9 protein-coding genes and 1 pseudogene are annotated in these 14,931 nt (G+C 73.2%); 8 read left to right on the top strand and 2 right to left on the bottom strand.

The window, feature by feature from the left end:
• The first annotated feature begins 10 nt into the window (after window positions 1-10).
• Window positions 11-217 carry an MbtH family NRPS accessory protein gene (locus ABZS54_RS00195; RefSeq protein ID WP_355528748.1) on the top strand — a complete coding sequence of 69 codons (207 nt, stop codon included), beginning with the start codon at window positions 11-13 and terminating at the stop codon, window positions 215-217.
• The gene (locus ABZS54_RS00190; protein ID WP_355528745.1) at window positions 217-2,829 is read left to right on the top strand and encodes a non-ribosomal peptide synthetase; all 2,613 of its coding nucleotides are present in this window, start codon (window positions 217-219) and stop codon (window positions 2,827-2,829) included. The genes ABZS54_RS00195 and ABZS54_RS00190 overlap by 1 nt, the downstream gene beginning before the upstream one ends.
• Before the next feature lie 204 nt (window positions 2,830-3,033).
• Here the strand turns inward: ABZS54_RS00190 and ABZS54_RS00185 are convergent, their stop codons facing one another.
• Complete coding sequence (locus tag ABZS54_RS00185) at window positions 3,034-3,798, bottom strand: thioesterase domain-containing protein (RefSeq protein ID WP_355528742.1); 765 nt, start codon at window positions 3,796-3,798, stop codon at window positions 3,034-3,036.
• Window positions 3,799-3,953: 155 nt separating this feature from the next.
• Here ABZS54_RS00185 and ABZS54_RS00180 point away from each other — a divergent pair, with 155 nt between their 5' ends.
• The 6 genes and pseudogenes from ABZS54_RS00180 to ABZS54_RS00155 all read left to right on the top strand — a co-directional run.
• Window positions 3,954-5,282, top strand: a complete 1,329-nt coding sequence (locus tag ABZS54_RS00180; protein ID WP_355528739.1) for a cytochrome P450 — start codon at window positions 3,954-3,956, stop codon at window positions 5,280-5,282.
• Window positions 5,279-8,641, top strand: coding sequence for a condensation domain-containing protein (locus ABZS54_RS00175; RefSeq protein WP_355528736.1), 3,363 nt, complete (start codon window positions 5,279-5,281; stop codon window positions 8,639-8,641). The genes ABZS54_RS00180 and ABZS54_RS00175 overlap by 4 nt, the downstream gene beginning before the upstream one ends.
• A gap of 1 nt (window position 8,642) precedes the next feature.
• Window positions 8,643-9,656, top strand: coding sequence for a hypothetical protein (locus ABZS54_RS00170; protein WP_355528733.1), 1,014 nt, complete (start codon window positions 8,643-8,645; stop codon window positions 9,654-9,656).
• Complete coding sequence (locus tag ABZS54_RS00165; RefSeq protein WP_355528731.1) at window positions 9,653-9,856, top strand: hypothetical protein; 204 nt, start codon at window positions 9,653-9,655, stop codon at window positions 9,854-9,856. Before ABZS54_RS00170 ends, ABZS54_RS00165 begins: the two co-directional genes overlap by 4 nt.
• Window positions 9,853-11,055, top strand: coding sequence for a thioester reductase domain-containing protein (locus tag ABZS54_RS00160; protein ID WP_355528728.1), 1,203 nt, complete (start codon window positions 9,853-9,855; stop codon window positions 11,053-11,055). Before ABZS54_RS00165 ends, ABZS54_RS00160 begins: the two co-directional genes overlap by 4 nt.
• Window positions 11,052-11,513: pseudogene (locus tag ABZS54_RS00155) on the top strand (class I SAM-dependent methyltransferase); the annotation flags it as partial. The gene ABZS54_RS00160 and the pseudogene ABZS54_RS00155, both read left to right, overlap by 4 nt.
• 292 nt (window positions 11,514-11,805) lie before the next feature.
• On the opposite strand, the gene ABZS54_RS00150 reads toward ABZS54_RS00155, so the two are convergent.
• Complete coding sequence (locus ABZS54_RS00150) at window positions 11,806-14,916, bottom strand: amino acid adenylation domain-containing protein (protein WP_355528725.1); 3,111 nt, start codon at window positions 14,914-14,916, stop codon at window positions 11,806-11,808.
• Between the last annotated feature and the right edge of the window lie 15 nt (window positions 14,917-14,931).

Below are 14,931 nucleotides of genomic sequence, written 5' to 3'. Positions count from 1 at the left end.
GGAGACTTCGATGGAGGAGCAGGCGGACGACCGCGTCTACAACGTCGTGGTGAACGACGAGGAGCAATATTCCATCTGGTTCGCCGATCGTGCGTTGCCGGACGGGTGGCGTGCGGAGGGCACCGGCGGCAGCAGGCAGGAGTGCCTCGACCACATCGAACGCGTGTGGACCGACATGCGACCGCGCAGTGTCCGCGAGCGCCTGGCCGTGGACTGATGGGGGAGAGCCCCGCCGACCCGCCGCCCCACGAGGACCGGATCGGGGACGACGCTCCGACGGCCTTGCTCGACCTGCCCATGGAGGCGGCCCGGGGCAACGGCCCCGTGCTGCGCACCCGCACGCACATGGTCGCCGTCCCCGACGCCGGGCCGGGCCGGCGACCGACGCCGGCCGCCGTGCTCGCCGCCTATGTCGCCGTCCTCCAGCGGTACACCGGCTCGCGTTCCCTCGTGATCGCCGTGGACGCGGCGGTGCAGCCGGACGATGCCGGGACGCCGGACGCCGCGCCCGATCCGGAGCGCGCCGGCACCGGCCGGATCACCCGTCCCGCCGCCCGTCGGATCCGGCTGACCTGTGCTCCGCGCGACACCGGCGCCCGACTGGTCGCCGAGGCGGACCGGCGGCTGCGGGAGGCCGGCGACGTCATCGGAGCAGACCGACTCGCGCGCCACTCCGCGGGCTTTCGGGTACGACGGGCGCAGGCCGGTCGTACCGGACCGTCCCGGGGGCCGGCCGCGGGCTTCGGCCGATTCGGGCCCGAGCGGGCGGGCGACGCCGATGTCGGCGGACCCGGGCCCGCCGGGGCGGGCGTCGCCGAACTCACGCTCACCCTCGATCGGGACGCGGATCGCGACGCCGCACACCTGGAGATCACCCACGACGCCGACCTGATCGACGCCGACACCGCCGAACGATTCGGCCGGCACGTGCTGCGCATGCTCGACGCCATCTCCCGCCGCCCCCACACGCCCGTTGCGGACTTGGACCTGCTCGGCCCGGACGACCACGCGCTGCTGCGGACCTGGGGGGCCACGCCGGACATCCCCGACGTGCCGCGCCCGCTCGGACGGCTGCTCGCCGACCGGGCGGCGGCCACGCCCGACGCGGTGGCCCTCGCGTACCGAGACGAGACGCTGACGTACGGCGAACTCGACGTGCGCGCGAACGCCCTGGCCCACCGCCTCCTGGCGAGCGGGACCACGACGGGCGCGGTGGTCGGCCTGTGCATGCCCCGCTGCCCCGAACTGGTCGTGGCGATGCTCGCCGTGCACCGCGCGGGCGCCGCCGCGCTGATGCTCGATCCCAAGGCGCCCGACGCATACCTGGGCCGCTTCGTCGAGCAGGCCGGGGCGCGGCTCGTGGTGACCACGAGCCGGTTCGAACGCACCCTGCCTCCGGAGGCGAAGGACGTGCTGGTGCTCGCGCCGACCGGCCGCGTCGCCGGCCCGGCCGCGCCCGAACGGCCGCTGCCGGAGCCGGCATCGGAGGATCCGGCGTTCCTGGTGCAGACCTCCGGGTCCACCGGCACCCCCAAACTGGTCGTCGTCACCCACCGCGGTGTGGCGCACGCGGCCCTGGCGCAGATCCGGGCCCACGGGGTGACGGCGGGGGAGCGCGGCGGCTGGACCTTCCCGCCACAGACCAACGTGTCGGTGACCGTCGTGGTGTGGGCCCACCTGGTCGCCGGCGCGCCGCTGCACATCGCCGCCGACCGGGACCTGTGCACACCGGAGCACCTGCGCGACTGGCTGCTCTCCCGGGGGATCACCCAGGTGTTCGTGGTGGCCCCGCTCGCGGAGGCGCTGCTCGGGATCGCCTGGCCCGCCCGCACCCCCCTGCGCACCCTGCTCACCGGGAGCGACCGGGTGCGCCGCTGGGCCCCTGCGGAGCTGCCGTTCGAGGTGGGCAACTGGTACGGCGCCAACGAGGTCAACATCGTCACCTCGCCGCTGATCCCCCGGGAGCGGCCGATCACCTCGCATACCGCGACCGCGCGCGACCGCACCCTGCCGCCGCCGATCGGGCGCCCATGGCCCGGCGCCCGGCTGTACGTCCTGGATCGCGAGCTGCGGCTCGCCCCGCCCGGCGTGGTCGGCGAACTGGCGGTCTCCGGGCCCGAACAGGCGCGCGGATACCTGACCGGCCGGCAGACGGCCGAGCGCTTCGTGCCGGACCCGTTCGGCGCCGCGCCGGGTGGTCGGCTCTACCTCACCGGCGACCTGGTCCGCTTCCGCGCGGACGGAGTCCTCGAACACCGGGGCCGGGCGGACCACCAGCTCAAGATCGCCGGCATGCGGGTCGAGGTGGGCGAGGTCGAACAGGCGCTGCTGGCCGCCGAGGGCGTGCGCGCGGCGGCGGTCGCGGCACCGGAGGACCCCCGGGGCGTCCGGCGCCTCGTCGCCTATCTGGTGGCGTCGGATGGCCTGGACACCCACACCCTGCGCCGCGAACTCGCCCGGGTGCTGCCGGACCACATGGTGCCGCAGCTCTTTCTGCGGCTGGACGCGCTGCCGCTCAATTCCGGCGACAAGATCGACCGCAACGCCCTGCCGATGCCCGACTGGACGCCCGTGACCGGCGCGCACCCCGGCGCCGGTGAGCAGCGCACGGCGGTGGAGGAGGCCCTGGTGCGGGTGTGGGAGGAGGTCCTGGATCGGGAACACCTGAGCGTGCACGACGACTTCTTCCTGCTCGGCGGCGAATCGCTGAGCGCCGGGCGAGCGGTGCGGCTGATCGCCGAGCGGTTGGGCGTGGCGCTCAAGGTCCGCGCGCTGATGCTCAATCCGACACCGGCCGAACTGGCCCGCGAGCTGGCCCGGTCGGCCTGAGCAACTCCCGGGCACCTCGACTCGGGACGGCCGGCGCCGGGACCGGATGGCTCGGCCCGGCTCGGCCGGGCAGGCGACGGGACCCGGATGCCTCGGCCCGGCCGGGCCGGGCCGGCGACATGATCGCCACGACGAGACGAGGGGCGGTGCCCGACCGATGCCTCCGGTCGGGCGCCGCCCCTCGTCCGGGTCGGATCCGGATGGTCAGTCGGTTCCCCCGGCGCGGGCGAGATCCTCCGTCACGACCTCCACGAGAGCCTTGGGGCAGCGCAGGAAATCCAGGTGCCTGCCCGCCAACGCCACCACGCGCACGTCCGCGCACTCCGCCCAGCCCGGCGCCACCGTCTCCGGCGGCACCACGTCGTCCTCGGACCACGAGATCACCGTCACCGGGCAGGGCAGCCTGCGGGCGACGTCGTAGCGGTAGGGCCGTTGCAGCACCAGGTCCTCGCGCAGGACCCGGGCGCCCAGTTCGGCCATCTCGTCCGGCGGTTCGCCCTGGCCGGTCTGCCGATACCGCTGCCGTACCTCCGCCGCCAGGTCGGCGGTGTCCGGGTCGACGAAGTTCAGCGCGCCGTACAGCCCCAGATGCGGTGCGCCCCAACTGGACGCGAACAGCCGCTCGGGCAGTGGCAGCCCCCGATCCTCCAGGGTCAGGATCGTCTCCAGCGCGAACGGCACCGCGCCGCAGTGCCCGATGAAGGCGAACGGCCGGTCGAGCAGCGGCGCGAGCTGCGCGACGAGGTCCGCAGCGAAGCCCGCGTGGTCGGCCGGCGCGCTCTCGCGAAAGCGATTCTCCCGGCCGGGCGGCTGGAGCGCGCACACGGCGATGCCGTCGGGCAGCGTCTGCGGCCACTGCCGGTACGAGGAGGCACCCACCCCCGCGTACGGGAAGCAGAACAGCAGTGATTCGCTGTCTTCCGGCGGCTTTCGGAGCAACCATTTCCCGGTCTGCACAGGTGTATTCACGCCGGACACGGTAGTCGCCGAAGGGTCGGACGAAAAGGCGTCGACGGTTTATCGAAAGACTTCGGAAAGAAGTTCGCGGACGTGTCCCGGTGATTCCTTTCGTGGTCGGGAAAGAATCATTGCCGAGGTTCGCGAGCCGATATACGTTCCGGACTGTGCGTGCGCCGCACCGAGTGCGCCTGGACGCAGGACGGGAGAACTCCGCGATGCTCATGACCGGCCCCGGGACCGACGAGCGAGTGCCGCTCGACTCGATCGATCTCTTCGATCCACGCCGATTCCAGACCCATCCGCAACACGTCGCCCTGGCGACGCTGCGCGAGGTGGCGCCCGTATGGGCCCAGTACACCCCCGACGGCGCCCGCTTCTGGTCCGTCACGCGCTACGACGACGTCGTGCGCGTCCTCAAGGACGCCCGCCGGTACAGCTCCGAGCACGGCACGATCCTCGACGTCACCGGCGGGGACAGCGCCGGGGGACGGACCATCAACCTGATGGACCGTCCGCGCCACACGGCGGTGCGCACACCCGCGTTCCACACCATGACGACGAACATCCTCGCCCGGCGCACGGAGAATATCCGCGCGCACGTGTTGCGGATCATCGAGCCGCTGACGGTGGGCGGCGAGCACGACTTCGCCCGCTCGATGTTCGATCTGCCGATGGCCGCCGTCGGCGAGATCCTGGGCATCCCTCGCCGGTACTGGGCCGACATCCCCCGCTGGACCATGGCGGGAGTCGCCCCCGACGACCCGGAGTTCGCCAAGGGACAGACCGCCGAGACGCTGCGCGAGGCGCACCACGACCTGTTCGCCATGTTCAGCGAGTTGATCGCCGACCGCCGCCGCGAACCCCGGGACGACCTGGTCTCGCGGCTGACCCGGGTGGAGCTCGACGGCGCGCCGATGGACGACAGCCTGGTCCTGCTCAACTGCTACAGCTTCGTCATGGGCGCCACCACCACGACACCACACACCGCCACGCACATGCTGCTCGCGCTGCTGGAGCGCCCCGAGGTCTGGCGCCGCGTCCAGGAGAACCCCGAGCGGGCGGCGGCGGCCGTGCAGGAGTCGCTGCGCTGGTCCACGCCGACCAACCACCTGATGCGCCGCACCCGCACCGAGGTCGAGATCGCCGGCACCAAGATCGGCGCGGGGGAGCTCGTGGTGGCCTGGGTCGCCTCCGCGAACCGCGACGAACGGGTGTTCACCGACCCGTTCTCGTTCCTGATCGACCGCACGCCCAACCCGCACATCGCGTTCGGCATCGGCCCGCACTACTGCGTCGGCGGGCCCGCCGCCAGGGTGGCGCTCACCGTGCTGCTGGAGGAACTGGTCACCCGATTCGACCGGTTCGAACTGGCCGGGGAGCCGATCCATCTGCGCTCGAACTTCATCAACGGACTCACCCGGCTGCCGATCACGGCCCACCCGCGCTCCGGCGCAGCCAAGCCGGCGAGGGCGAAGGAGGTGACCCGGTCGTGACGGCCACCCCGACCGAAGCGCTGCCCGCGACACCGGTACAGGAACAGATGTGGCTGGTCGACGAGATGGACCGGGACGCGGCCGTGTACAACGAACATCTGGTCTTCGAACTGGTCGGGCCGCTGTCGGTACCCGCCCTCGAAGCCGGATTCGACCTGCTCGTCGAACGGCACACGGCGCTGCGCACCATCCTGCCCGTGGACAAGGGCCGGCTGCGCCAATCCGTGGTGGCCCCATGGTCGGTGCGGCTTGATCCGCCGCTCGACTTCACCGGTCGCCGCGAGGACGCACCGGACTGGGCCCGGACGCTTGTGGAGGAGCCGTACAGTTCGGCGGTGACCCCGCCGGTGCGCTTCGGCCTGGCCCGGCTCGGCCCACGCGAGCACCTGCTCGTGCTCGCCTTCCACCACGAGGTCATGGACGCCGGCGCCGCCGCGCACCTGCTCGACGAACTCGCCGTGGCCTACACCGCCCACCTGGCCGGCCGGCGGGCGGAGCTGCCCCCGGTGACCGCCGACTACCGCGACTTCACCCGGTGGCACGGCGAACTCCTGGACAGCGGTGAACTGGACGCCGAGCGGGCCGCCTGGGTGGCCGAACTGGCGGACGCCCCGCATGTGCTGCGCATGCCGGAGGACGCCCCGAGGCCGGCCACCAAGCGCAACCGGGGCGCGCTGGCGATTCATCCCTTCCCGGCCGGCATGGTGCCCCGGCTGCGCCGGTTCGCCGCCGGCCATCGGGTCACTCCGTTCCACGCGCTGCTCGCGGCGTTCACGACCGTGTTGCACCGCCACACCCGCGCCGAGGACATGGTGCTCGGGATCTGCGGGGACGGCAGGCCCGAGCAGTATCCCGACGTGGTGGGCCCGATGTCCTGCATGATCCCGGTGCGCATGCGGGCACCGGGCGATCTGCCGTTCGCCGACCTGCTGACCGCCGCTCGCGATGCCACCCTCACCGCGTACGACCGGCAGTTCATCCCGTTCCGACAGGTCGTGCGGGAGAGCCTGGTCAGCCGGGATCCCGCCCACTCGCCGCTCGTCCAGGTGGTCTTCAACGCGCCACCGCTGCACTTTCGCCCGGACACCTTCCCGGACCTGACCATGAGCGTCGTGCATGTACCGCGCGGGCGTTGCCGATTCGACCTGTTGTTCAATCTCGAATGGCATGGCGACGACGTCGTCGCCACCGTCGAGTACGACACCGCGATCTTCGCGGCGGCCACCGTGAAGCGGCTCGTCGATCACTTCGCGGCGGCCGTGGAGTCGGCGACGGCCGACCCCGACGCGACCCTGGACACTCTCGAACTGGGTCCCCCGGTCGCCGACTTCCCGCCGCCCGAGCGCTCGGCGGACGGCGACGTCCGGTACACCCTGCACACCCCCTCCGGACCGGTCCTCCTGAGTCCGGATCCGTCCCGGCCCGGCGGCGACCGAGGCGAGGTGTCGGCCGTACCCGGCCTCGCCGAGGTCCGGGAGCCCACCGGGGCGCTCGCGCCGTGCGGCCTGGAGGGCGCGCTGCACGTCGACGGGACCGCGGTGCCCGTCCCGGTGCCCGGCGGCGCGCTGCGTGTACGCCGGATCGAGGACGGTCGCCTGCTGTGGCGGATCGTGGGCCCGAGCCGAGACGACGGAACGGCGGAGCACCGGCGACCCGACCCCGCCCGGGTGAGCCGGCGGCGCGCCCCGGCCGTCGAGCGGCGGGTCGTCGAACTGTGCCGCGAACTCCTGGAGGACGACTCGATCACCGGCGCGGACGACTTCTTCGCGGTGGGCGGCCACTCGATGATCGCCTCGCGCCTGGCGCAGACCCTCTCCGACGAGTTCGGGGCGCACGTCCCGCTGCTCTTCGTCTTCGAGAACCCCGAACTGCACGAGTTCGCCGCCGCGATCGCCGCACGCCATCCGGCGGTGGCCGACGCGCTCGCCGAGTTGGAGACGCTCACCGACGACGAGATCGGCGCACTCGCCGAGGAGCCCGAGCAGCCCGACGAATGCGCGCCCGAGGACCCGCCCGCGCCGAGCGAGCGCAGCACCGCGCTGGGCGCCGCGGAGGAGCCGTTCTGGCTGATGGAGCAGTTCGTCCCCGGCAGCGCCGTCAACACGCTCACGCTCTCGCTGCGGGTCGAGGGCCCGTTGGACGAAGGGGCGCTGGAATGGGCCTTCGGGCGTGCCGTCGATCGCGAGGAAATCCTGCGCACCACCTACCACCTGGCCGAGGGCGCCGCCGCTCCGAGCCGACGAGTGCACGACGAACATCCGTTCACCATCGAGGTGGTGGACCTGCGCCGCACGCCCGCCGAGGAGCGCGAGCAGGCCGCGGCGAAGGTGGCCGCGAAGCAGGCGCATCGTGGCTTCGAGGTGTCCGAACTGCCGTTGATCCGACTGACCGTGGTCCGCCTGGACACGGGCACCCGCGACCTGCTGCTGACCTGCCACCACCTGGTGATGGACTACTGGGCGGTGACCAAGGTGTTGTTCCCACAGATCGCGGCCTGCTACCGGTGGCGCACCACCGGCGAGGGCGAACTGCCCGCGCCGCGCACCACGACCTTCCGCGACGTCGTGGCCGCCGAGCGCCGGCGTGCGACGACCACCGCGGCACAGGAGCACCGGCGCTACTGGCGGCGTCGACTGGCGGGCCTGCGCGAGCTGACCCTGCCCACCGACCACCCCCGCCCCGACGCGCCGTCCTTCGACGGGGACGTCGTGTACCGCCTGCTGCCGCCGGCCGCGCGCGACGCGGTGTACACCTTCGCCACGCGGGAGCGGGTGACTCCGTTCGTGGTGGTGGCCGCCGCGCTGTCCGCCGTGCTGCGGCAGTGGTCCGGGCAGGACGACGTGCAACTGCTCACGCCGTGCGAGAACCGCCTCGACCTGGACGCGGCGGACGTGATGGGGGCGTTCGTCAACCTGCTCGTGCTGCGCTTCGACGACTTCGACACCCGCACGACCTGGCGCGAACACCTGGCCGGGACCCGCGAGACGGTGGCCGGCGCCTACGCCAACCAGTCCTGCCCGGCCGGTGACGCGCTGCGCGCCGCCGGCGCCGACCCGCTGGTGCTCAGCGGGCGCGGATCGTATGTCACGCTCAACGTGTTCCAGGCCGAATCCGGCTTCGCGTTGACCGGCTGCCGGACCCACCAGGGCCGCATCGTGGCGAACGGGCGGGCCGGTACCGACCTGGAGGTGTCCACGCTGATCGTCGAGGACGGATTGCTCCTCGACGTCAAGTACCGCACGGCGTTGTGGGAGCGCGCCTCGGTGGAGCGATTCGTGGGGGCCTGCGAAGCGGCCCTGGTCGCGCTGATCGAGCATCCGGACGGCGCCCTGCCGGCGCGCCCCACGGGAGTCGCCTGACATGGCGGCCGCCGTCGATCCCGACGCCTTCGACCGAGGCCGTGCGGGCCGACTCACCGTGTTCGGGGCGCCCGCTCGGCCCGGCCCGGCCCGAGGCAGCGCCATGGCCCATCACGGCGAGATCCTCCAGGGCGTCTTCGAACGCGAGGACGGGGCACTGGCCCATGCCGTCGTCTCGCTGCCGCTGCCCGCACTGCACGCCCACGCCACCTTCGTGCCCGTCCGCGCCCTCGGCGTCACGGTCAGCCCGGCGTGGAAGACCAAGGCCGCGGGGGCCGCCCGGGAGACGCTGCGCTGGCTGGGCGTACGCGAGGGCGGGCGGCTGAGCGTGCACAGCTCGATTCCCGTCGAACGCGGCATGGGCTCCTCCACTGCCGACGTGGTCGGCGCGATCCGGGCGGTGGCCCGCGCGTACGGCAGGACGCCGACCGAGGCGGACGTCGCGGCCCTCGCCGTGCGCGCCGAAGGTGCCTCGGACGGCGTGATGTTCGGACCCCGCGCGGTGTTGTACGCCAACCGGGCGGGCTACGTCCTGGAGGACCTCGGCGGCCCGCTCCCGGCATTGGAAGTGCTCGGCTTCGACGTCGGCGGCCCGGACGTGGACACGATCGCCCAGCCCCCGCGCGAGTACCGTCCGAGCGAGATCGAGCAACTGCGGCAACTGCGGGTGATGGTGCGCCGAGCGGTGGCCGAGGAGGACTGCGCGCTGCTGGCGCGCACGGCCACCGCCAGTGCCCGGCTCAACCAGCGTTTCCTGCCCCAGGCCGCGCTGCCGCTGGCCGAACGGATCTGCCGCGCCGGCGCCGGCGTCGGCGTGCAGGTCGCGCACAGCGGCCGGGTGATGGCCGTCCTGTTCGACCCGGCGAGCGCCGGGCTCGCCGCGCGGGTGGCCGACGCCCGCCGGCGGCTGCGAGCTGTCGGAATACAGCGCGTGTGGTCGTTTCGTACCGATTCCGCGGCGACCGGGGGGCCGGTCGAGCCGCGCGACGCGGACAACCGTGAGGAGCGGTGGTGAGGACATCGATCCCGATCCTGCTGACGCAGGACGACCTACGGATCCTGGCCCCGGAGCAGCCGGCAGCACCGGCGCGCCCCGCCGGACCCGCGCCCGACGAGCCCCATGCGGCGGGCCCGGTGGGCGACGCGCCCGCCCGGGCCGCCGAGGGCGACGGCTGGGACGACGACGGGCCCTCGCCGTTGTGGAGCTGGCGATGAGCGCCGTCGAGCAGGACGCGCTGCTGCCCGCCGACGTGGTGCCGCACAACACGCCCGTGCCCTTCGTCGAACCCGGCGCCGCCCTGGTGACCGGCGGGACCGGGTTCCTCGGCGCCGCCGTGATCGCCGAACTGCTGGAGCACACCGAGCAACGGGTGTACTGCCTGGTGCGCCCCGAGGACGGCACCGCGCAGGAACGCATCGAGGCCGCGCTGCGCGGGTTCGACCTGTGGAGCCAGGCGTGGTCGGGCCGGGTGATCGCCCTCGCGGGCGACCTGGCCCGACCGGGATGCGGCCTGCGGGACGCCGACCGGCGGCTCGTGCACGAGGAGGTCGACACGATCCACCACTGCGGCGCGGGCGTGAACGTCAGCTACCCCTACGAGGCGCTGCGCGGTCCCAACGTCGCGGGCACCGTGGAGGTGCTGCGCCTGGTGTGCGAGGGCCGACCCAAACGGCTCGCGCACGTGTCCACGGTCTCGGTGCTCTACGGAAACCGTCCCGAGGGAGAGGAAGGGCCCGGTGCGGTCGCCGACTTCACCGAACTGGGGCCGGCCGGTGCGCTCGGCGGCTACGGACTGAGCAAGTGGGTGGCCGAACGCCTGGTCGCCCAGGCCCGCGAACGCGGCGTGGACGCCCTGGTGTTCCGCTCCGGCACCCTCGCCGGGCACACCCGCACCGGAGTGTCCAACCCCAACGACTACGCGTGGCTGTTCCTGCGCACGTGCGCCGCGATGGGGGCGGCCCCACTGGCGGGTTCCCCGCTCCAGTGGGCGCCCGTCGACTACGCGGCGCGCGCCGTGGTGCGGCTGACCCGGGCGAGCGGGGGATCGGCGCCGCCCGCCTACCACCTGATCGCCCCCGAACACACCCGCTACACCACGCTGTTCTCCTGGCTGCGCCGCTTCGGCTACCGGCTGCGACCCGTCGACTTCACGCTCTGGCGGCAGCGGGTCCTGGACGCGTCGGTGACCTCGGCCCGGGACGAACTGCGGCAGATCGCCGCGACCCTGCCCGACGCCTCGGCCGGCACCGCAGCCGTGATCCCCGAGGTGGCCTCCGACCGCACCGACGCCGAGTTGGCCGAACTCGACGTGCGCTGCCCGGTCCTGGACGAGCAGCTCGCCCGCAGATACTTCGAAGTCGGGCTCTCCCGGGCGGAGTTGCCCGCGCCGGATCGGATCGCCGGACCACGATGAGCGTCGAGGAGAGGACCATGGCCCCATCGAGCGCCAGTGCGTACAACGCCGTCGCCGAGGTGTACGACGAATGGACGGGCCCGCTGCCCGACACTCCCGCCACCGTGGAGTTCCTGGCCCGGCGCGCGGGCGGCGGTGCGGTCCTTGAGCTGGGCGTCGGCACCGGACGGGTGGCCCTGCCGCTGGCCGCCAAGGGCCTGGAGGTGATCGGCATCGAGGGCGCCGACAAGATGATCGACAAGCTCAAACTGCGCCCCGGCGGCGACGCGTTCCCGGTCATTCTCGGGGACATGGCCGACGTCGCCGTGGACCGCACGTTCTCGCTGATCTACATCGTCTTCAACACCTTCCTGTGCCTGCTCGACCAGCGCGACCAGGTGCGCTGCCTGCGCAACGCGGCCGAGCACCTGGAGCCGGACGGCACGCTGGTGTCCGAGATGTACGTGCCCGACCCCCGGCGCACCGACGCCGACGGCCAGCGGCTGGCCACCGGCAGCGTGGAGCGTGACCGGGTCTTCCTGGAGGCCACGATGCACGACACGCTGCGTCAGCGGATCCGGACCCAGGTGGTGATCGTAAGCGAGAGCGGCATCCGCCTCTACCCCAGCCAGATCCGGTACGTGTGGCCCAGCGAGTTGGACCTGATGGCACAACTGGCCGGGCTCGAACTGGTCCACCGAGATGGCGGCTGGGCGGGCGAGCCGTTCACGGCCAAGAGCACTCGGCACGTGTCGGTCTTCCGGGGTGCGGTCAGGCCAGGGTCGACCGCTTGGCCCCGACGGCTTCGGCGAAGCGCCGTACCAGCTCACCCGCGGCGTCCGCGTCGAGCAGGTCGACGCGGTGCTGAAGCAGACCCACCACGTCCTCGCCGTCCGCCCACAGGTCCATCGACACCGGCAGCGCGGTGCGTTGGGCGCCCTCGGCCGGCACGGCCCCCGACTCCGGCGACACCGGCTCCAGCCACACCCCGCGGGCGAGTTCACGCGGCGCCGGCAACGACTTGCGCAGGGTCAGGGCCACCCACGGCAGGGCCCGGCGCAGTTCCGGCGCCCCGCTGCGCACGCCCGCGTCCAGGAGGGCCTGTGCGGGTATCGCCGAGCCGTTCGCCGCCCGTCCGGTCACGCCCACCGCCGAGACCGGATCGGCCGGTTCGACACCGTCGGCGTCCTCGGCGTCCTCGGCGTCCTCGGCCCGACGCACCGCCGACAACGTCAGGGTCGACAGCGGGGCGACCAGATCGCGCGTATCCGCCGAACGGCCCGGCTCGACCCTGCCGACCACGACGGACGATCCCCACTCCCGGGGCAGCACCCGCAGCAGCGCCCGCGTCAGCGCGTACTCCACCGAGACGCCGCGCGCCGGCGCCAGGTCGGACAACACACGAACTGCCGCCGCGTCGAGCCGAACGGGCACCAGGCCCGTGTCGTACCCGCCCTCGGGGACCGGCACGGTGTCGGCAAGCGAGGCCCGGAACGCGGTGACCGCGTCCGCCAGGGCCACCCCGGACGATGCCTCGCGCCGAGCCTGGGCAAGCGTGGCGAAGCGCCCCCCGACGGGTTCGGCCGCGACCTCGCCGGCATAGGCGTCCGCGAACTCCGACACGATCACCGCGAGCGATGCCGCGTCGGCCACCGCGTCGTGTACGCGGATCTCCAACTCGAACCGCTCGTCCTCGAACTGGCGCAGTGCCGCCCGCAACAGCGGCCCCTCGGCCAGGTCGAACGGGGCCTCCATCGCCTCGTCGAGCCCGGTCGCGCCGGTCGCCGCGGCGCCTCGCAGATCCTCCTCGAACAGATCGAACTCCACGTAGCGCGAGATCAGTTGGCTGCCGTACTCGGCGACCGGTTCGAACCGGGTACGCAGACACTCCTGGCGTCGCACCACCGCCGTCAGCGCCTCGGCCACCCGGCCGGTGTCCACCGCGCCCGTCAGCCTGGCCCGAACCGTCAGACCGGGAGAGGTGATCCCGGGCACCAGTCGTTCGGCGTGGCACAGCGCACGCTGCTCGGGCGACAGGGCGACCCTGTGGTCGGCGGCCTCGCCGGTCGCCGGCGAAGCCGCCGCGCGATCGACCACCGCGGCCCAGGCGCGCACCGTCGGCTCGGCGAACAACTCCCACACCGGAAGTTCGAGTTCGTACTCGGTGCGCAGCCGGGAGACCACCTCCATGGCGAGCAGGGAGTGTCCGCCCAAGTCGAAGAAGCTGGTCCGGGCGTCGATCTCGGTCAGGCCCAGTACCTCGCCCCAGACCTTGGCCACCGCCGTCTCGGTCGGACCCTGTGGGGCCTCGCCGTCGTCGGCGCCGGCTCCACGTTCGTCCCCCTCTTCGCCCTCGCCCGGGACGCCGGGTTCCTGCCACGCGAGCAGCGCCGCGTGATCCACCTTCCCGTTGCCCGTCATCGGCAGCGCGGGCAGGAACGCCAGCCGATCGGGCACCATCGGCTCCGGCAGGAACAGGCGGGCATGAGCGCGGACGTCGGCCACGCTCGGCGCGTGCCCCGGCTCGGCCACCAGATAGGCGGCGAGCGTGTCCGCGTGTACCAGCACCGCCGCCTGGCGGATCGAGGCCGCCTTCTCCAACACGGCCACCACCTCGCCGGGTTCGACCCGATGGCCGCGGATCTTGACCTGGTCGTCGGTGCGCCCGAGGAAATGCAGATCGCCGTCCGCGGACAGCCGGACCACGTCACCGGTGCGGTACATGCGCGCGCCGAGCACGCCGGAGAACGGGTCCGGGACGAACTTCTCGGCGGTCAGCGCCGGTCGCCGATGGTAGCCACAGGACACCTGGAGGCCGCCCACGTACAACTCGCCGCGCGGCCCCGGCGGGAGCAACTCGCCGTCCTGGTCCAGGACGTAGAGCCGAGTGCCCGGGATGGCATCACCCAGCGGCAGCCGGGTCGGGTCCGAGATCGGCGCGAACGTGGCGTAGACCGTGGTCTCCGTCGGGCCGTAGCCGTTGTGCAACGACCGGGTTCGTGCCAAGAGTTCGCGGGCGAGACGTTCGGTCAGCTTCTCGCCGCCGCCGAACGCCCGCACCCGATGCCGGCCGTCCGTCCCCAGCCCCGCGAGCACCAGCATCCGCCACAGCGACGGCGTGGCCAGGACCGTGGACACCCGGTGCCGGTCGATCAGGTCGAGCAGCACGTCGGGGTCGCGGGTGCGATCATCGGCCGGCAGTACGACGGACGCGCCCGCCGCCAACGGAACGAACACGTCGGTGATGGACATGTCGAACGCGATCGAGGCCACCGACAACACGACGTCGCCCTCGGCCATCGCCGGCCCCCGGGCGGACAACGCCCGGACCAGGGTCGCCAGTCCGCCGTGCGTGGCCACCACGCCCTTGGGCGTGCCGGTCGAGCCCGACGTGTAGATCACATACGCCGGATCCGAACGGAACAGCCGCACCGGACGCGCCGTGCCGCCCGGCGGCTCCGCGTCCAGGCGCAGCGCCGGGGCCGCGTCGACGACCGCCGCCGGCGCATGCCGGTCCACCAGCACGAGTTCGGGGCGCGCATCCGACAGGGTCAGCGCGATCCGCTCGCCGGGGTGGGCGGGATCCAGCGGGACATACACCCGGCCGGCCCGCAGACAGCCCAACGCCGCCGCCACCAGGGCCGACCCGCGCCGTCCGCACACCGCCACCCACCCCCCGGGGGCGACCCGATCGGCCACCGCCGCCGCCCAGCGGTCCGCGGCCGCGTCCAGTGCGGCGAACGAGGTCTCGCCGCCGGCGTCGAAGACGGCCGTCAGGTCCGGCGAACGGCGGGCGACCATGGCCACCGAATCCGGAAGGGACACGATCGGCGGCTCGGCGCAGGTGATACTCGTTTTGCTCTCGCGATCAGGAACAGGCATCGTCATCCGTTCCGA

Origin of the sequence: Embleya sp. NPDC005575 (genome assembly GCF_040605455.1) — a bacterium.
Lineage (GTDB): Bacteria > Actinomycetota > Actinomycetes > Streptomycetales > Streptomycetaceae > Embleya.
Note: the sequence above shows the minus strand (reverse complement) of the source record. Positions and strands in the feature narration are given on the sequence as shown.